This window comes from Serratia bockelmannii, from assembly GCF_008011855.1.
Lineage (GTDB): Bacteria > Pseudomonadota > Gammaproteobacteria > Enterobacterales > Enterobacteriaceae > Serratia > Serratia bockelmannii.
Map to the genome: position 1 here is coordinate 42,036 of NZ_VOUX01000002.1, position 22,486 is coordinate 64,521.

Genomic DNA, 22,486 nt, shown 5'->3' on the forward strand with positions numbered 1-22,486 from the left:
AAATAAGGGATAGCAATAAATCATAACCAAAATGACTAAGCTGTTTTTCTGGTAAGGGATAACGCTTAAACCGTTAAATAAAGTTTTTTATCCAGATGAAAATAAAGCACTTTTTTTCATCATTTTTTCACCGTTCAACATTTCGACTCATAACCCCAGCCGATAGGTGCCGCAGACACCAAACAAAAAAAGTGTTAACCGGGTGCGTTTGCCGTGGCGGTAGACCATAACGGTATAAATGGCAAGCAGGCGCGCTTTCCGGTACTATGCGGCGGTTTTTGAGTCAATGAGGCCGTAATAATGGCAACCACGCTGTTTAAAGATTTTCAGTTTGAAGCCGCACACCGTTTGCCGCATGTACCGGAGGGCCACAAATGCGGCCGTCTGCATGGGCATTCGTTTATGGTGCGTCTGGAAGTGACCGGTGACGTGGATCCCCACACCGGTTGGGTGATGGATTTCGCCGAGCTCAAGGCTGTGTTTTCCCCGATCTGGGAGCGGCTGGATCACCATTATCTGAACGATATTCCAGGATTGGAAAATCCCACCAGCGAAGTGCTCGCCGCCTGGATTTGGCAGCAGCTCAAGCCTCAGTTACCGGAACTGACTGCGGTGATGGTGAAAGAGACCTGTACGGCGGGATGCGTATATAAAGGTTGATGCCGTGAGGGTATGTGCAGATACCCTCACACTACCTCGCCTTGCAGATCCAGGCGCCGCGCCACCCAGGGCCTTTCCGACAGGCTCAGCACCATTCCCCCGCGATAGACAAACGTTTTGCTCTCGCCATCCTCAATGAACGCCGTCTCGTTTTCCATCGCCCGATAGCCGGCGCCGGTATAGTACTTTTCGCTTACCGCAAACAGTATGGAATACGCGATCCCTTTACTGCGCAAATAGTCATGCGCCTTCACCAGCATGTTTGCGGCCACGCCGCGGCGCCGATGCGTTTGTGCCACGGCCACCAGCCCGATGATGCCGATCACCTCGGTCTCACCGTCAATCAACACCGGCCGCTTATGCACCGCCAATTGGCCGACGATCGCCTCGCCTTCCGCGGCGGTCACCAGGCAAACCGGCACCTGCCGCCGATAAAATCCGTCGGTTATCTCGGGGAAAGCGTCGGACAACAGCGAGCGAATCGACCGCAATTCCGCTTCCGTCACCGCCTCGAATGCACGCGATACAATTTTCACCGTAACTCCCGTCCCGTTCGAAGGCCTGCGGCCAATAAAAAACTCAGGCGATATTCAGATATTTGTGGGTCTGCATCGACAGCCGCCAATTGCGCGCAATGCAGGTTTCGATGCACAGGCGGGTCGCCTCTTCTTTCTGGCTGATCGGTTGCAGCGCGATAATCCGCGCCTTGTCATCCTGCAACGTCGCCAGCAGCGCATCCAGCGCCTCGATGTCGCGCTCGCGCGCCACCGGATGCTTCACCTCGTCAGCGCGCCGCAGTGCCTGATCCAGCACCTTCATGCCGCCGCGCATATTCACCTTGGGCGAAACCGTCACCCAGGTGTTGGCGGAGCAGCGAATTTCGTGGGTGCCGCTGGTCTCAATCTGGCAACGGTAGCCGTGCTGTTCGAACAGCTCGGTCAGCGGCGCCAGATCGTAAATGCAGGGTTCGCCGCCGGTGATCACCACATGACGCGCGGTGTAGCCTTGTTGGCGCATCACCGCCAACAGCTGCTCGGCGCTGGCATTGCCCCAGGCGTCGCTCTCTTCTGTTTTGACCAGGATCCGTTGCAGGTCGACTTCCCGATGGGCTTCCTTTTCCCAGGTATGTTTGGTATCGCACCAACTGCACCCTACCGGGCAGCCCTGCAGGCGGATGAAAATGGCCGGCACGCCGGTGAAAAAGCCTTCGCCCTGCAAGGTTTGGAACATCTCGTTGATCGGGTACTGCATCGGTTTCTCAATCTGGAAAAGTAAAAAGCGATTATCGCAGATTCCGGCCCGGCGACCAAACGGCCAAAATTGTATTAAATTTTATCCTCCGCGCCGCCATCAGCATATCTCACCGCCAATGGCGTTCATTTAATTTGTTAACCGGTCTTTGGCCTTTCATCGGCGGTGCAACCTGCTCCACAGAAAACAACACGCAGTTAACAAATAAGATAATTATATTTGACATAAAGCGCTGACGCGCAGATGTATATACAAGCAAACACAAGCCGAGCGCCAGTTTCGGCCACGTTCCATCACGACTACATCTGCGTTTAGAGGGTGCCATGACTCATTCCACCAGCGAGTTAAACATTCAACAGGCCATCGACGACAGCAAGTTTTCGCTGTTTCACTGGACCCTGATCATTCTCGGATTCCTGATCCTCGCCATCGACGGTTTCGATACCGCCGCCATGGGCTATATCGCCCCCTCGGTCGCCAAAGACTGGGGCATCGTCAAACAGGATCTGGGGCCGGTGCTGAGCGCCGCGCTGCTGGGGCTGTCGCTCGGCGCGCTGATCGCCGGGCCGATCTCCGACCGCATCGGCCGCAAGCGCGTGCTGGTGTTTTCCTGCCTGTTCTTCGGCCTGTCGAGTTTGGCCACCGCCTACGCCGGTTCGCTCAACAGCCTGACGCTGTGGCGCTTCCTCACCGGCCTCGGGCTGGGGGCGGCGATGCCCAACGCCATTACCTTGATCTCCGAATACGCGCCGCAGCGCTGCCGTTCGCTGGCGATCAACACCATGTACTGCGGCTTTCCGCTGGGCGCAGCCGGCGGCGGCGCCATTTCATCGTGGCTGATCCCGAGCTACGGCTGGCACAGTGTGCTGCTGCTCGGCGCCATCGCGCCGCTGGTATTGACGGTTCTGCTGATCCTGCTGCTGCCAGAGTCGGTTAAATATATGGTTAACCGCGGCCAGGATGCGGCGAAGATCAAACGCATCGCGCAGCGTTTCGTCAACCGGAGCCTCGACGGCGTGACGCGTTTTTACCTGTACGAAGAGAAGCTGGCGCAGACCAAAACCAGCGTCGGCCTGCTGTTCAGCCGCCCCTATCTGCTCGGCACGCTGATGCTGTGGCTGACCTACTTTATGGGGTTGGTGATCTACTACGTGTTGCTGAGCTGGATGCCGATCCTGATGCAGGGATTGGGTTACCAGTTGGAACAATCGGCGATGCTCACCTCGCTGTTCACCTTCGGCGGCACGCTGGGCATCCTGGTGGCCGGCTGGCTGATGGATCGCTGGAATGCGCATAAAGTGGTCTCGAGCGGCTTTGTCGTCACCGCCCTGCTGATCGTGGCGATGGCCACCGAAGATAAACAGATCGTGCTGCTGGGCGCCTTCATCTTCCTGATGGGCGTCACCATGAACGGCGCGCAGTCCGGGCTGCAAACGCTGGCGGCGACCTTCTACCCGACCCACAGCCGCGCCACCGGCATCGCCTGGATGCAGGGCATCGGCCGCTTCGGCGGCGTCGCCGGCACCATGATGGGCGCCCAACTGCTGGCGATGCAGTGGGAAGTGCAGAGCATCCTGATGTTCCTGTGCGTGCCGGCGCTGATCGCCGCCATCGCCACGGTGTGCAAGATGAGCCGCAAACCGACGCTGCAGCCGGCCGCCTGACCCTTGCAAGCCCGCCCACGGCGGGCTTTCTTCCTGCGGTGATAGGGCTTTTTTATCCTGCGCCGTCAACTGTAATCAGACTGTAAAAATATTGTGACTAGCCGCCCAAAAATGAGTCAATTTTAATTCATTTTTGCCGAACAGCTCACTTTTCTCCGGCTTTCCGTACCTGGGACCGGCGATAAAAACTCGCATATCAACCTGATATAAAAAGAAAATAACTTTTTCTTATGCCACTTTTCAGCGGCAACTGGTCAGTGTTGCATATGCTTGTACATACAAGTATATGTTAATAAGCCCTACGCATTGTTATGCCGTGGTACTCATCCCCACCGCGGCATGGAATCTGCACCGATACTGTTTGAGGAAACTGCTGTGACTACAAATAACAAAGTTCGCAATGTCGATGTACGCGCGCCACGCGGCACACAATTAAACGCAAAAAGCTGGCTGACCGAAGCGCCGTTACGCATGCTGATGAACAACCTCGATCCTGAAGTTGCGGAGAACCCACACGAGCTGGTGGTGTACGGCGGCATCGGCCGCGCCGCGCGCGACTGGGATTGCTACGACAAGATCGTCGAAACCCTGAAAACGCTGGAAGAAGACGAAACCCTGCTGGTGCAGTCCGGCAAACCGGTCGGCGTATTCAAAACCCACAGCAACGCGCCGCGCGTGCTGATCGCCAACTCCAACCTGGTGCCGCACTGGGCAACCTGGGAACACTTCAACGAACTGGACGCCAAAGGCCTGGCGATGTACGGCCAGATGACTGCCGGCAGCTGGATCTACATCGGCAGCCAGGGCATCGTTCAGGGCACCTATGAAACCTTCGTTGAAGCGGGCCGCCAGCACTACGACGGCAGCCTGCAGGGGCGCTGGGTGCTGACCGCCGGTCTGGGCGGCATGGGCGGCGCGCAGCCGCTGGCCGCGACGCTGGCGGGCGCCTGCTCGCTGAACATCGAATGTCAGCAGAGCCGCATCGATTTCCGTCTGAAAACCCGCTACGTCGATGAGCAGGCCAAAGATCTGGACGACGCGCTGGCCCGCATCAAGAAATACACCTCAGAAGGCAAAGCCATCTCCATCGCTCTGTGCGGCAACGCGGCGGAAATCCTGCCTGAGCTGGTGCGCCGCGGCGTGCGCCCGGACATGGTCACCGACCAGACCAGCGCCCACGATCCGCTGAACGGCTACCTGCCGAAGGGCTGGAGCTGGGAAGAGTATCGCCAGCGCGCGCAAACCGAGCCGGCCAAAGTGGTCGCCGCCGCCAAGCAGTCGATGGCCGATCACGTCAAAGCCATGCTGGCGTTCCAGCAGATGGGCGTGCCAACCTTCGACTACGGCAACAACATTCGCCAGATGGCGAAAGAAACCGGCGTCGACAACGCCTTCGACTTCCCGGGCTTCGTGCCGGCCTACATCCGTCCGCTGTTCTGCCGCGGTATCGGGCCGTTCCGCTGGGCGGCGCTGTCCGGCGATCCGCAGGACATCTACAAAACCGACGCCATGGTGAAAGAGCTGATCCCGGATGACGAACACCTGCACCGCTGGCTGGACATGGCGCGCGAGCGCATCAGCTTCCAGGGCCTGCCGGCGCGCATCTGCTGGGTTGGCCTCGGCCAGCGCGCCAAGCTGGGCCTGGCGTTCAACGAGATGGTGCGCCGCGGCGAACTGTCCGCCCCGATCGTCATCGGCCGCGACCACCTGGATTCCGGCTCCGTTTCCAGCCCGAACCGTGAAACCGAAGCGATGAAAGACGGTTCCGATGCGGTTTCCGACTGGCCGTTGCTGAACGCCCTGCTGAACACCGCCAGCGGCGCCACCTGGGTTTCCCTGCACCACGGCGGCGGCGTCGGCATGGGCTTCTCCCAACACTCCGGCATGGTGATCGTCTGCGACGGCACCGACGAGGCCGCCGAGCGCATCGCCCGCGTCTTGCACAATGACCCGGCTACCGGGGTCATGCGTCACGCCGACGCCGGTTACGATATCGCTATCGACTGCGCCCGCGAGCAAGGCCTGAACCTGCCGATGGTTGCCGCGACCCAAGGAGAAAAAGCATGAAAGCGCTGACTATTCGCCCAGGCAAACTGACGCTGGCCCAGCTACGCGACGTCTATCAACACCCGGTGACGCTGACGCTGGACGACAACGCCTACGGCCCTATCCAACAGAGCGTGGCCTGCGTGGAACGCATCGTTGAAGAAAACCGCACCACTTACGGCATCAACACCGGGTTTGGCCTGCTGGCTTCGACGCGCATCGCCCGCGACGATCTGGAAAACCTGCAGCGTTCGATCGTACTGTCACACGCCGCCGGCGTGGGCGAGCCGACCGACGACAACCTGGTGCGCCTGATCATGGTGCTGAAGATCAACAGCCTGTCGCGCGGCTTCTCCGGCATTCGTCTGGAAGTCATTCAGGCGCTGATCGCGCTGGTCAACGCCGAAGTTTATCCGCATATTCCGCTGAAAGGCTCCGTCGGCGCCTCCGGCGACCTGGCGCCACTGGCGCACATGAGCCTGGTGCTGCTGGGCGAAGGCCAGGCGCGCCATCAGGGCCAATGGCTGCCGGCGACCGAAGCGCTGGCCAAAGCCGGCCTGAAACCGCTGACGCTGGCGGCGAAAGAGGGCCTGGCGCTGCTGAACGGCACCCAAGTCTCCGCCGCCTTCGCGCTGCGCGGCCTGTTCGATGCCGAAGATCTGTTCGCCGCTGCGACCGTGGCGGGCAGTCTGACGGTGGAAGCGGCGCTGGGCTCTCGCAGCCCGTTCGATGCGCGTATCCACGAGGTGCGCGGCCAGCGCGGCCAGATCGACGCCGCCCTCGCCTATCGCCACCTGCTCGGCGCGCGCAGCGAAGTCTCCGACTCGCACCGCAACTGTGAAAAAGTGCAGGATCCTTACTCCCTGCGCTGCCAGCCACAGGTGATGGGCGCCTGCCTGACGCAGATCCGCCAGGCCGCCGAGGTGCTGGAAATCGAAGCCAACGCCGTCTCCGATAACCCGCTGGTGTTCGCCGAACAGGGCGACGTGCTGTCCGGCGGCAACTTCCACGCCGAACCGGTAGCGATGGCCGCCGATAACCTGGCGCTGGCGTTTGCCGAAATCGGTTCGCTGTCCGAACGCCGCATCTCGCTGATGATGGACAAACACATGTCGCAACTGCCGCCGTTCCTGGTGGAAAACGGCGGCGTGAACTCCGGCTTCATGATCGCCCAGGTCACCGCCGCGGCGCTGGCCAGCGAAAACAAAGCGCTGGCGCATCCGTCAAGCGTCGACAGCATCCCGACCTCCGCCAACCAGGAAGACCACGTCTCCATGGCGCCGGCCGCCGGTCGCCGCCTGTGGAGCATGGCGGACAACGTGCGCGGCATTCTGGCGGTCGAATGGCTGGCCGCCTGCCAAGGCCTGGATTTCCGCAACGGCCTGAAGACCTCGGAAGGTCTGGAGCAGGCGCGCCGTCTGCTGCGCGAGCATGTCAGTTTCTACGACAAGGATCGTTTCTTCGCCCCCGACATTGAAGCCGCCAGCCAACTCTTGGCGGCCGGTCACCTGACATCGCTGCTGCCTGCGGCGCTGCTGCCTAGCCAGGCATAATCATCACACACTGAATCACGCAGTTTGTTCTGCCCCGCCGGGTGCGTTCCACCCGGCGCGGGCAGCGCGTGCCTGTTCGGCAAACACTTAACGGGAAGCAACATGCGTAACGAAACGACACAACTCAGACGCGGACTAAACGCGCGGCATATCCGTTTCATGGCCCTCGGCTCGGCGATCGGCACCGGCCTGTTCTACGGCTCCGCCGGCGCCATCCAGCTGGCCGGCCCGGCCGTGCTGCTGGCCTACCTGGTGGGCGGCGCGGCGGTGTTCATGGTGATGCGCGCGCTGGGTGAAATGGCGGTGCACCAGCCGGTTTCCGGCTCGTTCGGCCACTACGCCAGCCACTATCTCGGCCCGCTGGCCGGGTTCCTCACCGGTTGGACCTACACCTTCGAAATGGTGATCGTCGCCCTGGCGGACGTCACCGCCTTCGGCATCTATATGGGGCTGTGGTTCCCGGACGTCGCTCAGTGGGTTTGGGTGCTCAGCATCATCCTGTTTATCGGCGCGCTCAACCTGTGCAGCGTCAAGGTCTTCGGCGAGCTGGAGTTCTGGCTGTCGCTGGTCAAAGTCGCCGCCATCGTGGCGATGATCGTCGGCGGTGCGGCGGTGATGCTGTTCGGTTTCGGGCAAACCCAGCACGCCACCGGTATCAGCAACCTGTGGCAACACGGCGGCTTTATGCCTAACGGCTTCGGCGGTGTGGTCGCGTCATTGGCAGTGGTGATGTTCGCCTTCGGCGGCATCGAGATCATCGGCATTACCGCCAGCGAGGCGAAAGACCCCGCCAAAGTGCTGCCGAAGGCGATCAACGCCGTACCGGTGCGCATCCTGCTGTTTTACGTGCTGACGCTGACGGTGCTGATGGCGATCTATCCGTGGAACAGTATCGGCCAGAACGGCAGCCCGTTCGTCGAGATTTTCAGCAACCTTGGCATCAGTTCCGCCGCCAACGTGCTGAACGTGGTGGTGATCACCGCGGCCATTTCGGCCATCAACAGCGACATCTTCGGCGCCGGCCGCATGATGTACGGCATGGCGCAGGACGGCCAGGCGCCGCGCAGCTTCACCAAACTGACCGCCAGCGGCGTGCCGTGGATGACGGTGCTGGTGATGTCAGTCGCCCTGCTGCTGGCGGTGGTGCTCAACTACCTGATCCCGGAGAAGGTCTTCATGATCATCGCCTCGATCGCCACCTTCGCCACCGTCTGGGTGTGGCTGATGATCCTGCTGTCGCAGATCGTCATGCGCCGCACGCTGTCGCCGGAAGAAACTCGTCAGTTGAGCTTCCCGGTGCCGTGGTGGCCGGTGGCGCCGGCATTGGCGACCGCCTTTATGGCGTTCGTCATCGGCCTGCTCGGCTACTTCGAAGAGAGCCGCATCGCGCTGTACGTCGGGCTGGTGTGGATCGCTTTACTCACCGTGGCTTACTGGCTGTGGGTGCGCAAAAAAGGCGGCGGCTCGCCGGTGACCGCGGCGACGCAACAGATGTAACGCCCGCTGTTGATAAAACCCGCTGCGGCGGGTTTTTTTATTGCGCTTGCGCCAGCGCCTGCAGGATATCGGCCTGCAGATCGTCAAACGCCTCCAGCCCGGCGGACAGCCGCACCAGCCCCTCGCTGATGTGGTGCCGTTTCCGCTCTTCCGGCGTGTAGGCCGAGTGCGTCATGCTGGCCGGGTGTTGCGCCAGGCTTTCGCAATCGCCCAGGCTGACCGCGCGCAAAATGAGCTGCAGCGCATTGAGGAAGCGAATGCCTGCACGCATGCCGCCCCGCAGTTCAAACGCCAGCATGCCGCCGGGGCGCGCCATTTGCCGCTGCGCCAACGCATGCTGCGGGAAGTTCGCCAGGCCGGGGTAATACACCCGCTCGACCGCCGGATGCTCCGCCAACATCTCTGCCAGGCGCTGCGCGTTATCGCAATGACGTTCCATGCGCAGCGGCAAGGTTTTCATCCCACGCAGCACCAGCGCGGCATCCTGCGCCGACAGTACCGCCCCGTTCATGTCCTTTAACCCCTCCAGACGGATCGCCTCGGCCAACGCCTGACGCGTCACCGCTATCCCGGCCAAGAGATCGCCGTGCCCGCCGAGGTACTTGGTCGCCGAGTGCACCACGATATCGGCACCTAACGCCAAGGGCCGCTGTAGATAGGGCGTGCAGTAGGTATTGTCCACCAGCAGCAGCGCCTGATGCCGATGGGCGATCTCCGCTACGGCGGCGATATCGACCAAGCGCATATTGGGATTGGCCGGGGTTTCGCAATACACCAGTCGGGTATGCGGACCCATGGCCGACGCTAGCCGCTCCGGCCGGGTCAGGTCAACGTGGGTTATCTTGACGCCGAAGCGTGCCAAGCCATGATGAAAGTAGCTGAAGGTACAGCCATAGACGGTTTCATCGACAATCAGCTCATCGCCCGGTCTGAGCAGCGTCCAGCAACACGCGGTGATCGCCCCCATACCGGAAGCGAACGCCACCGCCGCCTCCCCCTCCTCCAGGTTGGCGATGCGTTGCTCGAGCAGGGTTAACGTCGGATTGGCGATGCGCGAATAAAAGTACCCCGGCTCGGTGCCGGCAAAGCAGGCACCGCCGTATTCCGCGGTGGGAAAAGCAAACGTAGAGCTCATAAACACCGGCGGAGACAGTGCCCCCTGATACCGCTGCGGATCGTAGCCGTAATGAATAGCCCGGGTGGCAAAGTCGTGGCCAACTGCTGTAGCGGACATAACACAACTCCTTACCTGAGTGGGTGAAGCTTAATTCGTTGATTCATCCGAAAGGGCCGGCGGCAATGCGCTGTCTCGCGTGCGCTGGCCGATGATTTGTAAAGTACGCAGCAGCAGCGTCAACCCCAGCAGGGTATCCGGCTGCTTCAGCAAGGCGTACAGCGCGCGAAAACTGGCCGGCGGAGGATTCAATTGCAGCTCGCTGTGCGCCATCTGCAACGCAGTCCCCCCCTCCCAACCGACCGTAACCAGCCCTTCAAACACGCCGGCCAGTTTCTCCACCAGCGCGTTGTCGGCGATATCCACCACGTCCGACAACAGCGACAACAGATCGACCACGTTATCCAACCGCCCGCCCGCCAGCAGCGGCTGCAATTTCTCGAGCAACGCCGCCAATGATTGCAGGTCCGCCGCATGCACCGTGCTTTCCGTCATATCAGCCCCCTTACCGTGGCCCAGTAAAGGCCGCGGTTAAACCCATTACGCAGCATGCCGCCTACCTTGGTGGCGGGCGTCGGCAGTACGTCATGCCGGTAGTCGTAGACCAGCGGCATGCCGGCATTCAGCCCCATTTGCGCGACCGCCTGCACCTTGCCATCGTAATGGCTCACGGGCTGGCCCAGCCGCATTTCCGCCACGATGTTGTCGGCAATGACCGGCGCCTGATTATGGCAAGAGCCGCCGGCCTTGCTGACCGGCAAATCCACGGTATCGCCGATCACATATACGCCCTGCTGGCCGTAGACCTGCAGCGTTTGATGATCGGTTGGCAGCCAGCCTTCGCCGTTTTGACTCTCGCTCAACCCGGTATTGCGCACCGCCTCGACTGCGCGAATCGGCGGCGTTGCCATCAGAATGTCGAACGGCTGTTCTTCCCCTTCGGCGGAATAGGCGATGTTACGCTGGGCGTCTACTCGGCTGAGGGTAAACCCACGCTGGTGGCGAATGTCGCGCGCGGCAAAAATGGCGGGCAGCGCTTCGCCGGTCGGCCGCTGCAAAAACAGGCAGTTGCGCAGCAGTTGGGAAATGGTCGGGTAGGTGTACACAATCTCTACCGCCTTGCGCACGCCGCGCCGCCGTAGGTAGTCGTCCAGCATCAAGGTGGTTTCGATCGGCGCAATGCCGCACTGATGGGGCACGTTGGGCGTTTCGGGGAAGGACACGGTGATGAAAATTCGGCCTTTTTCGATCGTCGCCAGCTTATGCGCCAGCCGCCTGGCGGCCTGATACTGATAAAAATGATCGCCCGCCTGCGCCAATCCTTCGATTCGTTCTGGCCAAGGGACACAGCCGGTAGCAAAGACCAGAAAGTCATAGGAATAAATTTTACCGCTTTGCGTAGCTATACTTCGCTGTTTTAAATCGAAAGATTGCGCTTTATCAACAATAAACTGTATTTCAGGCCGCAATAAACTCCGCTGTGAACGCGTGAGCTCTTGCTTGAAAAAAGCATTGAACGCCACATACATAAACGCCGGCTTGTAATAATGCAGCGGCGAATCCGATATCATTAATAACTCGACTTTATTATTAATAATCTCTTGGTGTAATTTTGCGGCCAATAAATTGGCCAGGATGGTGCCGCCGGTTCCACCGCCGATAATGATGATTCGCTGTCGCATCAAGCCCCCGCTCAACCGGCCAGCAAGCCGGCAGTATTAAGGTATGGTGATGATGAAGTTCTACGGCAGAACGGCGAGAAATAAACTGCCTTATTGGCAGTCTAGTAACGAATAGTTATAAAGCAAATAAAATGGGAATATAAAAACGGGAAAGAGAGATATCGGAATAAATTTACCCCGTTAAAAACTACCGTTTTTAATAAATAACTACTGGTTAATATATCGGTTATAGCCACAAAAAAACCCGCCGCAGCGGGTTTTTATTTAACAACCGAATCGGTCGAACTTACTGGCCTTTAACTTCTTTCAGGCCGTTGAATGGCGCACGGTCACCCAGCGCTTCTTCGATACGGATCAGTTGGTTGTATTTAGCAACGCGGTCAGAACGGCTCATGGAGCCGGTTTTGATCTGGCCAGCCGCAGTCCCTACCGCCAGGTCGGCGATGGTCGCGTCTTCGGTTTCACCGGAACGGTGAGAGATCACCGCGGTGTAACCAGCGTCTTTCGCCATCTTGATTGCAGCCAGCGTTTCGGTCAGAGAACCGATCTGGTTGAATTTGATCAGGATGGAGTTAGCGATGCCTTTCTCGATGCCTTCTTTCAGGATCTTGGTGTTGGTCACGAACAGGTCGTCGCCCACCAGCTGAATTTTGTCGCCCAGCACTTTGGTCTGGTAAGCGAAGCCCGCCCAGTCAGATTCATCCAAGCCGTCTTCGATAGACACGATTGGGTACTGTTTGGTCAGCTCTTCCAGGAAGTGAGTGAACTCTTCGGAAGTGAAGGCTTTATTGCCTTCGCCGGCCAGCACGTATTTACCGTCTTTGTAGAATTCGGAAGCCGCGCAGTCCATCGCCAGAGTAACGTCTTTGCCCAGCTCGTAGCCCGCCGCTTTTACCGCTTCAGCGATAACGGCCAGCGCTTCGGCGTTGGAACCCAGGTTTGGCGCGTAGCCGCCTTCGTCGCCCACGGCGGTGTTCATGCCTTTGGCTTTCAGAACTTTCGCCAGATGGTGGAACACTTCAGAACCGATGCGCACCGCTTCTTTCAGGGTCTTCGCGCCAACCGGCTGAATCATGAATTCCTGAATGTCGACGTTGTTGTCAGCGTGCTCGCCGCCGTTGATGATGTTCATCATCGGCAGTGGCATGGAGAATTTGCCTGGGGTGCCGTTCAGTTCAGCGATGTGCTCATACAGCGGCATGCCTTTAGAGGCTGCGGCCGCTTTCGCTGCTGCCAGGGAAACCGCCAGAATGGCGTTGGCGCCGAAGTTGGATTTGTTTTCGGTGCCGTCCAGATCGATCATGATCTTGTCGATGTTCGCCTGGTCTTTGGCATCTTTACCCAGTACTGCCTGAGCAATCGGACCGTTTACTGCAGCAACGGCTTTCAGTACGCCTTTACCCAGGAAACGAGACTTGTCACCGTCACGCAGTTCCAGCGCTTCGCGGGAACCGGTAGAAGCACCTGACGGCGCAGCAGCCAAGCCGACGAAACCGCCTTCCAGATGAACTTCGGCTTCAACAGTCGGGTTACCGCGGGAGTCGATGATTTCACGACCGATGACTTTAACGATTTTGGACATTAGGTTTTCCTCAGTACAAGTTAAACTAAAACTCCAGACAAACAGCGCGCGGTTCTCACCGCGCGCCGCCCACCAAATATTTTATTTCACCTGGCGCTTCTGATGCTCGCCTGCGGCTTTCACGAAGCCGGCGAACAGCGGATGCCCATCACGCGGCGTAGACGTAAATTCCGGGTGGAACTGACAGGCTACAAACCACGGGTGATTCGGCAGTTCAATGATCTCGACCAGCTTGTTGTCGGCGGAACGACCGGCGACACGCAGCCCTGCGGCTTCGATCTGCTTCAACAGCATGTTGTTAACTTCGTAACGGTGACGATGACGCTCGACAATGGTCGGTTCGCCGTACAGCTGACGCACCAGGCTGTTGTCGCTCAGGTTGCACTGTTGGCCACCTACGCGCATCGTGCCGCCCAAATCGCTTTCTTCGCTGCGCACTTCGACGTTGCCGTCTTCGTCGCGCCATTCGGTGATCAACGCCACCACCGGGTACTTACAGTCTGGCATAAACTCGGTGGAGTTGGCGTTTTCCATGCCGGCCACGTTGCGAGCGAACTCCATCAACGCCACCTGCATGCCCAGGCAAATGCCCAGGTAAGGAATGTTGTTCTCGCGCGCATAGCGTGCGGTCATCACTTTGCCTTCCACGCCGCGGTAGCCGAAGCCGCCCGGGATCAGGATCGCATCCAGCCCTTTCAGCACTTCCACGCCGCGGGTTTCTACGTCCTGCGAGTCGATCAGCTTGATGTTCACGGTCAAACGGTTTTTCAGCCCGCCGTGTTTCAGCGCTTCGATCACCGACTTGTAGGCATCCGGCAGCTCAACGTATTTGCCGACCATTCCGATGGTCACTTCGCCGCCCGGATTGGCTTCTTCGTAGATCACCTGTTCCCATTCGGCCAGGTTGGCTTCCGGTGCGTTCAAGCTGAATCGTTTACAAATATAATCGTCCAGCCCCTGAGATTTCAATAGGCCTGGGATTTTATAAATAGAATCAACGTCTTTCAGAGAGATAACCGCTTTTTCCGGCACGTTACAGAAAAGCGCGATTTTCGCGCGTTCGTTAGCAGGAACCGCGCGATCGGAACGGCAAATCAGCACATCAGGCTGAATACCGATGGAAAGCAGCTCTTTTACGGAATGCTGGGTCGGCTTGGTTTTCACTTCGCCCGCCGCCGCCATGTAAGGCACCAGCGTCAGGTGCATGTACAGGGTGTGCTCGCGGCCCACTTCCACCGCCATCTGACGGATGGCTTCGAGGAACGGCAGCGATTCGATATCGCCGACGGTGCCGCCGATTTCCACCAGCACCACATCGTGGCCTTCGCCGCCTTCGATGATGCGTTCTTTGATCGCGTTGGTGATGTGCGGAATGACCTGCACGGTCGCGCCCAGATAGTCGCCGCGGCGTTCTTTACGCAGCACGTCGGAGTAGATGCGGCCGGTGGTGAAGTTGTTGCGACGCGACATTTTGGTGCGGATGAAGCGCTCGTAGTGACCCAAATCCAGATCGGTTTCTGCGCCGTCTTCGGTGACGAAAACTTCCCCATGCTGAATCGGGCTCATGGTGCCCGGATCCACGTTGATGTACGGGTCCAGTTTCATGATGGTAACGTTGAGGCCACGGGCTTCAAGAATAGCCGCCAGAGAGGCTGCGGCAATGCCTTTACCCAGAGAGGATACGACCCCGCCGGTCACAAAAATATAATTAGTTGTCATGCTGAACCTGAGAGTTTAGGTTTAAAGACGATGGAAGAACCAGGACGGGAAAGTAGTATACCCGAACCTCTCCTGACCTACAAACGATCGTTTTGCTGTCCATCATCTCGGCCGCCCTCCCGTGTTCATCAGGGTTTACTCCGCCGGCGCCGCCTAAACCCTCTAGTAAATACAAAGAGTTAGCGGAGAAAATTTCTTTTTACCGCCCCTATCGAGCGATAAAACGCCTTAGATTTCAGTTTGTTGGCCTTTTGCTGCCGACGGCAGCCCTGCGCCTGTGACCTGACCGTAAGCTTAACCGTTTCAGCCTGAGTGAACCTTGTTTGCGATCAACATTGTCGTTGCAGCGATTCAACTTTCCTTGCGCTTCACCTGCTGCCAGGCGTCTTCCATCTGCTCCAGCGTGGCGTCTTCAAGCCGCAGCCCGCGTTGCTGGACGATCGCCTCCACCTCCCGGAAGCGGCGTTCGAACTTGCGGTTCGCCGCCTGCAGCGCGTTCTCGGCCTTGTGGCCCAAATGGCGCGACAGGTTCACGGTGGCGAACAGCAGATCGCCGATCTCCTCTTCCAGCTTGCTCTCATCAACCACCGCCTGGCGGGCTTCGTGCATCACTTCGTCGATCTCTTCATACACTTTGTCCAGCACCGGGCCCAGCGTGTTCCAGTCGAAGCCGACCGAGGCGCAGCGTTTTTGGATCTTTTGCGCCTTCATCAACGCCGGCAACGCCTGCGGAATGTCGTCCAGCACCGAGTGCAGCGCTTTTTCGGCGCGCTCGCCGGCCTTGAGCTGCTCCCAGCGCGCCGCCACGGCTTCGCTGTCTCCGCCCTTGGCGTCGCCGAAGATGTGCGGATGACGGCGCTCCAGCTTGTCGCTGATGGCGGTGCACACCTCATCAAAATCGAACAGCCCCTGTTCCTGCCCCATCTGGGCGTAGAACACCACCTGGAACAGCAAGTCGCCCAGTTCGTCGCGCAGATCGGCGTAGTCCTGCCGTTCGATGGCGTCCAGCACTTCGTAGGTCTCTTCCAACGTATAAGGCGCAATGGTGGCGAAGGTTTGCTTGCGGTCCCACGAGCAGCCGAGCTGCGGGTCGCGCAGCGTTTTCATGATGTTCAGCAGACGCTGCAGCGGAGTGGATTGGGTCATAAAAAATCTCTGAGAAAGAATGGGGGCGCAGGGGAGCGCCCGCAGAATTCATGGATTTCGGGCCGCATCCGCTATCGATACGGCCCGAAAGGCGATATGGGCTTAGTTGCCGTGCAAACGCTTGGCGTCTATCACGTCCGGCAGTTGGTTCAGCTTCGCCAGCACCCGGCTCAACACCTGCTGGTTGTAGATTTCGATATCCATGTCGATAGTGGCCAACTGCTTCTTGGTATCGCTGCGGCTGGCGACGCCCAGCACGTTGACCTTTTCGTTGGCCAGAATGGTGGTGATATCGCGCAGCAGCCCGCTGCGATCGTTGGCCATCACGCGCACCACCAGCGAATAACCGCTGGAGTAGCTTTCGCCCCACACCGCATCGACGATGCGCTCCGGCGCATGCGATTGCAGATCGACCAGCTGATCGCAGTCCGCACGGTGGATCGAAATACCGCGCCCCTGGGTAATAAAACCGACGATGTCGTCGCCCGGGATCGGCTGGCAGCAGCGGGCGATGTGGTGCATCAGGTTGCCCACGCCCTCCACCACCACGCGGCCGTTATCCTTGTTGCGGGTCGGCGGCGGCGCTTTCTGCTGCACCAGCTGGCGCAGCGCCTCGCGATCCTGCTCTTCGGCGCTCGGCTTGTTGAACTTGCCCTGCAGGTAATTCACCATCTGGTTCAGGCGAATGTCCCCGCCGCCGATCGCCGCCAACACCTCGTCCAGCGAGTTCATGTTGTAGCGCGGGATCAACAGCTTCTCAGCCTCTTTCAGGCTGATGCCGAGATGCTCCAGTTCGTTGTCCAGCATCTGGCGGCCGGCGAGAATGTTCTTGTCGCGATCCTGCTTGCGGAACCAGTTGTGGATCTTCGAGCGCCCGCGGCTGGTGGTCACGTAGCCCAGGTTCGGGTTCAGCCAGTCGCGGCTCGGGTTTGGCTGTTTCTGGGTGATGATCTCAATCTGATCGCCCATCTTCAGCTGATAGGTAAACGGCACGATGCGGCCGCCGATCTTGGCGCCGATGCAGCGGTGACCGACGTCGCTGTGAATGTGGTAAGCGAAATCGAGCGGCGTGGAGCCGGCCGGCAGATCCACCACGTCGCCTTTCGGGGTAAAGACATAGACCCGATCGTCGAACACCTGGCTGCGCACTTCGTCGAGCATTTCGCCGGAGTCCGCCATCTCTTCCTGCCAGGCGATGAGCTTACGCAGCCAGGCGATGCGCTCTTCGTAGCCGGAGCGCACGGTCACGCCCGCGCCCTCTTTGTACTTCCAGTGTGCGGCCACGCCCAGCTCGGCGTCTTCATGCATTTGCCGGGTGCGGATCTGAATCTCGACGGTTTTGCCGCGCGGCCCCAGCACCACGGTGTGGATCGACTGGTAGCCGTTGGGTTTCGGGTTGGCGACGTAGTCGTCGAACTCGTCCGGCAGGTGGCGGAAGTGGGTATGCACGATGCCCAACGCCGCGTAGCAATCCTGTAGACGCTCCGCCACGATGCGCACCGCGCGCACGTCGAACAGTTCGTCAAACGCCAGGTGCTTTTTCTGCATCTTGCGCCAGATGCTGTAGATGTGTTTCGGCCGGCCGTAAATCTCCACCCGAATGCCTTCTTTGGCCATCTCGGCGCGCAGCCCGGCGACGAAGTCGTCGATGAACTGTTCGCGATCGATGCGGCGCTCATGCAACAGCTTGGCGATGCGCTTGTATTCTTCCGGGTGCAGGTAGCGGAAGCAGAAATCTTCCAGCTCCCACTTCAGTTGGCCGATGCCGAGCCGGTTAGCCAGCGGGGCGTAGATGTTGGAACACTCTTTCGCCGCCAGCACACGTTCGTCTTCCGGCGCGTCTTTCACCTCGCGCAGGTGGGCGATACGTTCCGCCAGCTTGATGACCACGCAGCGGAAATCCTCCACCATCGCCAACAGCATGCGGCGCACGTTGTCGACCTGTTCGGAGGCCATCGAGTCGTTTTGGGTGGCTTTCAGTTGACGAATGGCGTCCATGTCGCGCACGCCGTGCACCAGCGCGACGATGCCATTGCCGAACGCTTCGGTCAGGGTCTCTTCCTGCACGATGCCGGCGTCCACCAGCGGGAACAGCAGCGCGGCGCGCATACTGTCGTTGTCCATGCTCAGCGTCGAGAGGATTTCCACCATCTCCAGGCCGCGCCACAGCAGCAGCGAGGCGTCGGGATGGTTTTGGGTCTGCTGCTCACAATAACGCCAGGTTGCGGCCAATCGCTCACATGACTGCGGGTTGGGTAGCCCCAAGCCGGCGATCCACTCATCGAGAGCGAACTCACCCGCCGTATTCAGATGTGCACTTCTTACCGCAACCATAACTTCTCCCTACTTTGCAGCGACCTCTGGCGCGCGCTCGTTGATAAACAGCGCCATTGATTCAAGATGCCCCGTGTGCGGAAACATATCCAACATCCGCACGCGCGCAAGACGATAACCGGCGTTCAACAGCACTTTGCTGTCGCGAGCCAGCGTGGTGGGGTTACAGGAAACATACACCACCCGCGCCGGCGCCAGTTTTACAATGTGTGACATCACCCCGGCCGCACCGGCGCGGGCGGGATCCAGCATCACCTTATCAAACCCTTGTGCTGCCCAAGGTTGCCGCTCAACGTCGTCCTCCAGATTCTCATGGAAGAACGACGCATTATTCAGCTTATTCTTATGTGCATTATATTGCCCATTCGCTACCAGCGTGGCAACACCTTCGATGCCCACCACCGCAGCGGCGCGGCGCGCCAGCGGCAGGGTGAAATTCCCCATGCCGCAGAACAGGTCCAGCACCCGATCATTGGGTTGAATGTCGAGCCATTCAAGGGCCTGCGCCACCATTTGTTGGTTTACGGCGTCATTGACCTGAATAAAGTCGCGCGGACTGAAGTCTAAGCGTAGCCCGTCAACCTGATAATACGGCGTTTCACCGCACAGTTTTTCCACGCGGTCGCTGTCCGGCGCCAGATAAACAGCGACGTTTTCCCGCTCGCCAAACGCCAACAGCGCCTGGCGATCCGCCTCTTTCAGGGCATCGAGATGGCGCAGCACCAGCAGCGGGCCGTTATCCGCCAGCACCAGCTCCACATGCCCCAGCCGCCGCACCGCCTGCAGCCCGCTCAGGCAGGCGCGCACCGGCGCCAGCAGCTGTTCCAGCTCCGGGCGCAGCACCGGGCAGTGCTCCACCGCTACCAGCTCGCTGGAGGCCGCCTGTCGAAACCCCATCATCAGGCGCTGCAACTTCGGCTGCCACGCCAGGCTCAGGCGGGCGCGGCGGCGATAACCGTATTCCGGGCCGGCGATCACCGGTTCCTGCTGCGGGGTCACCCCGGTTTCGCGGGCGATCATGCGCACCAGCGCCGCCGCCTTGCTCTGCTGCTGCAGTGCCTCATCCGCATGCTGCTGCTGGCAGCCGCCGCACACGCCGAAATGCGGGCAGCGCGGTGCCACCCGCTGCGGGCTGCGGCTCAGCAGGCGCTTGAGCTTGCCTTTGGCGAACTGGCGCTTGTCTTCGGTCAGCTGGATTTCCGCCTGCTCGCCCGGCAATACGCCCGGCACGAACACCGCTTTGCCGTCGTGGCGCGCCACGCCCTGGCCGAAAGGATCGAGATCGCTCACCGTCACGGTGAAGATTTGTGAGCTCTGCCGGGTCGTCACGCGGCGTTTGGGAGAGTAGAATTGCGCCATATTTGTCGATTGTGTGCTGGTTCATTAAGCTAGTGTCAGCTGTCAATTCTCCCACATTGGAATCCCATGACCAAATACAGCCTGCGTGCGCGCATGATGATCCTGATTCTGGCCCCGACCTTGCTGATTGGTTTGCTGCTCAGCACCTTCTTCGTGGTGCACCGCTATAACGAGCTGCAGGAGCAATTGGTCGACGCCGGCGCCAGCATCATCGAGCCGCTGGCGGTGGCCAGCGAGTACGGCATGACGTTCCGCAGCCGCGAATCGGTCAGGCAGTTGGTCAGCCTGTTGCACCGCCGCCATTCGGACATCGTGCGTTCGATCACCGTGTTCGATGCGCAGAACAATTTGTTCGTCACCTCCAATTATCACCACAACTTCGCCCAGCTGCAGCTGCCGAAAGGCGTGCCGTTGCCCACCGAACTGATGCTCACCCGGCGCGGCGATTCGCTGATCCTGCGCACGCCGATCCTGTCGGAAAATCAGTATCCGGATGAAACCGCCGACGGCGGCAGCCACCCCGACAACAACCTGGGCTATGTGGCGATCGAGCTGGATCTGCAGTCGGTGCGGCTGCAGCAGTATAAAGAGGTGTTCGTCTCCACCCTGCTGCTGCTGCTGTGCATGTGCATCGCCATCCTGTTCGCTTACCGCCTGATGCGCGACGTGACCGGCCCGATCCGCAACATGGTGAACACCGTCGATCGCATTCGCCGCGGCCAGCTCGACAGCCGCGTGGAGGGCTACATGCTCGGCGAGCTGCACATGCTGAAGAACGGCATCAACTCGATGGCGATGTCGCTCACCGCCTATCACGAAGAGATGCAGCAGAACATCGATCAGGCCACGTCCGACCTGCGTGAAACGCTGGAGCAGATGGAGATCCAGAACGTCGAGCTGGATTTGGCGAAAAAACGCGCGCAGGAGGCGGCGCGCATCAAGTCCGAATTCCTGGCCAACATGTCGCACGAGCTGCGTACCCCGCTCAACGGCGTGATCGGTTTTACCCGCCAGATGCTGAAAACCGATCTGAGCGCAACCCAAACCGATTATTTGCAGACCATCGAACGCTCGGCCAACAACCTGCTGACCATCATCAATGACGTGCTGGACTTCTCCAAGCTGGAGGCCGGCAAGCTGGTGCTGGAGCATATTCCGTTCGCCCTGCGCGAAACGCTGGACGAAGTGGTGGTGCTGCTGGCCCCCAGCGCCCACGACAAAGGGCTGGAGCTGACGCTGGATGTGCACAACGACGTGCCGGAGCAGGTGATCGGCGACTCGCTGCGCCTGCAGCAAATCATCACCAACCTGCTGGGGAACGCCATCAAGTTCACCGAAACCGGCAATATCGATATCCGCGTCGAGCTGCGCAAACAGCTGGATCGCCGGGTGGAAGTGGAAGTGCAGATCCACGACACCGGCATCGGCATCTCCGAACGCCAGCAGTCGCAGCTGTTCCAGGCATTCCGTCAGGCAGACGCCAGCATCTCCCGCCGCCACGGCGGCACCGGGCTAGGGTTGGTGATCACGCAAAAGCTGGTGAAGGAGATGGGCGGCGACATCTGCTTCCACAGCCAGCTGAATCGCGGCTCGACCTTCTGGTTCCACATCACGCTGGATCTGAACGAGGGCATGCTGTCGCTGGCGCCAAGCCTGCCGGATCTTAACGGCAAAACGCTGGCCTATATCGAGTCCAACCCGACGGCGGCGCAGGCAACGCTCAACATGCTCAGCGTCACGCAGCTGGTGATCACCCACTCGCCGACGCTGGGCCAGCTGCCGTCAGGCCATTACGATTTCCTGCTGGCCGGCGTGCCGATCCCGTTCCGCGACAACATGGCGCAACATCAGGACAAATTGTTGGCCTCGCTGAAGCTGGCCGATCGGGTGATTCTGGCGCTGCCGTGCCAGGCGCAGATCGACGCCGAACTGCTCAAGCAACAAGGTGCGCTTGGCTGCCTGATCAAGCCTATCACCAGCACGCGTCTGTTCCCGCTGCTGAGAATGGAAACGCCCGATCGGCTCGCCGCCCCGCCTGAGCGCAAACGTCTGCCGCTGACGGTGATGGCGGTCGACGACAACCCGGCCAACCTGAAGCTGATCGGCACGCTGCTGGGCGAACAGGTGGAAAAAACGCTGCTGTGCGAGAGCGGTGAGGAAGCGCTGGCGCTGGCGCGCAACAACGTGCTGGATCTGATCCTGATGGACATTCAAATGCCGAAGATGGACGGCATTCACGCCAGCGAACTGATCCGCCAACTGCCGCACCACAACTCTACGCCGATCGTCGCCGTCACTGCCCATGCCGCCAGCGGCGAACGCGAGCATCTGCTGCAGGCCGGGATGGACGACTACCTGGCCAAGCCGATCGACGAGAAAATGCTGACCCGCGTGCTGTCGCGCTACCACAGCGGCGACGTGGAAAGCGCCGTCGCCGACGATGCCCCGCTGTCGCTCGACTGGCCGCTGGCGCTGCGCCAGGCGGCCAATAAACCGGATCTGGCGCGCGATCTGCTGCAAATGCTGCTCGATTTCCTGCCGCAGGTGCGCGAACGGGTGCAGGCGCTGCTCGAGGGGCAACACGACGACGAGATCCTCGACCTGGTCCATAAGCTGCACGGCAGCTGCAGCTACAGCGGCGTGCCGCGCCTCAAGCAGCTGTGTTTCTACCTCGAGCGGCAGCTGCGCCAGGGCATCACCAACGACGAACTGGAGCCGGAGTGGCTGGAGCTGTTGGATGAGATTGAACTGGTGATCCACGCGGCGCGCGCGCATCTGGCGCAACCGGCCTGAATCCTCAGGCCATAATGCAAAAAGGC

Annotated in this window: 16 protein-coding genes; 6 read left to right on the forward strand and 10 right to left on the reverse strand. The window is 59.9% G+C overall.

Features of this window, described 5'->3' with window-relative positions:
• The first annotated feature begins 300 nt into the window (after window positions 1-300).
• Entirely contained in the window at window positions 301-660 is a 360-nt protein-coding gene (gene queD / locus FOT55_RS02330; RefSeq protein WP_025301608.1) for a 6-carboxytetrahydropterin synthase QueD, read from the forward strand.
• Window positions 661-686: 26 nt separating this feature from the next.
• On the opposite strand, the gene FOT55_RS02335 is transcribed toward queD, so the two are convergent.
• Both FOT55_RS02335 and queE read right to left on the reverse strand, forming a co-directional pair.
• The gene (locus tag FOT55_RS02335) at window positions 687-1,196 is read right to left on the reverse strand and encodes a GNAT family N-acetyltransferase (protein WP_053085969.1); all 510 of its coding nucleotides are present in this window, start codon (window positions 1,194-1,196) and stop codon (window positions 687-689) included.
• A gap of 43 nt (window positions 1,197-1,239) precedes the next feature.
• Window positions 1,240-1,911 carry a 7-carboxy-7-deazaguanine synthase QueE gene (gene queE, locus FOT55_RS02340; protein WP_004932641.1) on the reverse strand — a complete coding sequence of 224 codons (672 nt, stop codon included), beginning with the start codon at window positions 1,909-1,911 and terminating at the stop codon, window positions 1,240-1,242.
• A 323-nt stretch (window positions 1,912-2,234) separates the two neighbouring features.
• On the opposite strand from queE, the gene FOT55_RS02345 reads away from it, so the two are divergent.
• The 4 genes from FOT55_RS02345 to FOT55_RS02360 all read left to right on the forward strand — a co-directional run bounded on the left by FOT55_RS02345 (window position 2,235) and on the right by FOT55_RS02360 (window position 8,671).
• On the forward strand, window positions 2,235-3,575 hold the full coding sequence (locus tag FOT55_RS02345) for an MFS transporter (protein ID WP_049207202.1): 1,341 nt from the start codon (window positions 2,235-2,237) through the stop codon (window positions 3,573-3,575).
• Between the two features lie 375 nt (window positions 3,576-3,950).
• Window positions 3,951-5,642 carry a urocanate hydratase gene (hutU, locus tag FOT55_RS02350; RefSeq protein ID WP_025159649.1) on the forward strand — a complete coding sequence of 564 codons (1,692 nt, stop codon included), beginning with the start codon at window positions 3,951-3,953 and terminating at the stop codon, window positions 5,640-5,642.
• Window positions 5,639-7,174: a histidine ammonia-lyase gene (gene hutH / locus FOT55_RS02355; RefSeq protein ID WP_025301604.1), complete on the forward strand. Its 1,536-nt coding sequence runs from the start codon at window positions 5,639-5,641 to the stop codon at window positions 7,172-7,174. The genes hutU and hutH overlap by 4 nt, the downstream gene beginning before the upstream one ends.
• A gap of 102 nt (window positions 7,175-7,276) precedes the next feature.
• Window positions 7,277-8,671, forward strand: coding sequence for an amino acid permease (locus tag FOT55_RS02360; RefSeq protein WP_025301603.1), 1,395 nt, complete (start codon window positions 7,277-7,279; stop codon window positions 8,669-8,671).
• A gap of 37 nt (window positions 8,672-8,708) precedes the next feature.
• On the opposite strand, the gene FOT55_RS02365 is transcribed toward FOT55_RS02360, so the two are convergent.
• From FOT55_RS02365 to rlmD, 8 genes are all read right to left on the reverse strand, one after another.
• On the reverse strand, window positions 8,709-9,905 hold the full coding sequence (locus FOT55_RS02365) for a methionine gamma-lyase (protein ID WP_025301602.1): 1,197 nt from the start codon (window positions 9,903-9,905) through the stop codon (window positions 8,709-8,711).
• A gap of 30 nt (window positions 9,906-9,935) precedes the next feature.
• Window positions 9,936-10,340 carry a hypothetical protein gene (locus FOT55_RS02370; RefSeq protein WP_080271238.1) on the reverse strand — a complete coding sequence of 135 codons (405 nt, stop codon included), beginning with the start codon at window positions 10,338-10,340 and terminating at the stop codon, window positions 9,936-9,938.
• On the reverse strand, window positions 10,337-11,527 hold the full coding sequence (locus tag FOT55_RS02375; protein WP_025301600.1) for an NAD(P)/FAD-dependent oxidoreductase: 1,191 nt from the start codon (window positions 11,525-11,527) through the stop codon (window positions 10,337-10,339). Before FOT55_RS02375 ends, FOT55_RS02370 begins: the two co-directional genes overlap by 4 nt.
• Window positions 11,528-11,813: 286 nt before the next feature.
• Window positions 11,814-13,109 carry a phosphopyruvate hydratase gene (eno, locus tag FOT55_RS02380; RefSeq protein WP_025301599.1) on the reverse strand — a complete coding sequence of 432 codons (1,296 nt, stop codon included), beginning with the start codon at window positions 13,107-13,109 and terminating at the stop codon, window positions 11,814-11,816.
• Between the two features lie 81 nt (window positions 13,110-13,190).
• On the reverse strand, window positions 13,191-14,828 hold the full coding sequence (pyrG, locus tag FOT55_RS02385; RefSeq protein WP_004932674.1) for a glutamine hydrolyzing CTP synthase: 1,638 nt from the start codon (window positions 14,826-14,828) through the stop codon (window positions 13,191-13,193).
• Window positions 14,829-15,179: 351 nt separating this feature from the next.
• Window positions 15,180-15,974, reverse strand: a complete 795-nt coding sequence (gene mazG, locus FOT55_RS02390) for a nucleoside triphosphate pyrophosphohydrolase (protein WP_025301598.1) — start codon at window positions 15,972-15,974, stop codon at window positions 15,180-15,182.
• Between the two features lie 102 nt (window positions 15,975-16,076).
• The gene (gene relA, locus FOT55_RS02395; protein ID WP_025301597.1) at window positions 16,077-18,308 is read right to left on the reverse strand and encodes a GTP diphosphokinase; all 2,232 of its coding nucleotides are present in this window, start codon (window positions 18,306-18,308) and stop codon (window positions 16,077-16,079) included.
• Between the two features lie 9 nt (window positions 18,309-18,317).
• Window positions 18,318-19,667 (reverse strand): 23S rRNA (uracil(1939)-C(5))-methyltransferase RlmD, encoded by a 1,350-nt coding sequence (gene rlmD, locus FOT55_RS02400; RefSeq protein ID WP_025301596.1) that lies wholly within the window; start codon window positions 19,665-19,667, stop codon window positions 18,318-18,320.
• 66 nt (window positions 19,668-19,733) lie between these two features.
• Between rlmD and barA the strand changes: the two genes are divergently transcribed.
• Entirely contained in the window at window positions 19,734-22,460 is a 2,727-nt protein-coding gene (barA, locus tag FOT55_RS02405) for a two-component sensor histidine kinase BarA (RefSeq protein ID WP_049204768.1), read from the forward strand.
• Window positions 22,461-22,486 lie beyond the last annotated feature (26 nt).

What these genes read in the sequence shown, in the direction of transcription:
- queD (WP_025301608.1), top strand. Translation starts at nt 301, where the DNA reads ATGGCAACCACGCTGTTTAAAGATTTTCAGTTTGAAGCCGCACACCGT.
- queE (WP_004932641.1), bottom strand. Translation starts at nt 1,911, where the DNA reads ATGCAGTACCCGATCAACGAGATGTTCCAAACCTTGCAGGGCGAAGGC.
- FOT55_RS02345 (WP_049207202.1), top strand. Translation starts at nt 2,235, where the DNA reads ATGACTCATTCCACCAGCGAGTTAAACATTCAACAGGCCATCGACGAC.
- hutH (WP_025301604.1), top strand. Translation starts at nt 5,639, where the DNA reads ATGAAAGCGCTGACTATTCGCCCAGGCAAACTGACGCTGGCCCAGCTA.
- FOT55_RS02360 (WP_025301603.1), top strand. Translation starts at nt 7,277, where the DNA reads ATGCGTAACGAAACGACACAACTCAGACGCGGACTAAACGCGCGGCAT.
- FOT55_RS02365 (WP_025301602.1), bottom strand. Translation starts at nt 9,905, where the DNA reads ATGTCCGCTACAGCAGTTGGCCACGACTTTGCCACCCGGGCTATTCAT.
- FOT55_RS02370 (WP_080271238.1), bottom strand. Translation starts at nt 10,340, where the DNA reads ATGACGGAAAGCACGGTGCATGCGGCGGACCTGCAATCATTGGCGGCG.
- FOT55_RS02375 (WP_025301600.1), bottom strand. Translation starts at nt 11,527, where the DNA reads ATGCGACAGCGAATCATCATTATCGGCGGTGGAACCGGCGGCACCATC.
- eno (WP_025301599.1), bottom strand. Translation starts at nt 13,109, where the DNA reads ATGTCCAAAATCGTTAAAGTCATCGGTCGTGAAATCATCGACTCCCGC.
- pyrG (WP_004932674.1), bottom strand. Translation starts at nt 14,828, where the DNA reads ATGACAACTAATTATATTTTTGTGACCGGCGGGGTCGTATCCTCTCTG.
- mazG (WP_025301598.1), bottom strand. Translation starts at nt 15,974, where the DNA reads ATGACCCAATCCACTCCGCTGCAGCGTCTGCTGAACATCATGAAAACG.
- relA (WP_025301597.1), bottom strand. Translation starts at nt 18,308, where the DNA reads ATGGTTGCGGTAAGAAGTGCACATCTGAATACGGCGGGTGAGTTCGCT.
- rlmD (WP_025301596.1), bottom strand. Translation starts at nt 19,667, where the DNA reads ATGGCGCAATTCTACTCTCCCAAACGCCGCGTGACGACCCGGCAGAGC.
- barA (WP_049204768.1), top strand. Translation starts at nt 19,734, where the DNA reads ATGACCAAATACAGCCTGCGTGCGCGCATGATGATCCTGATTCTGGCC.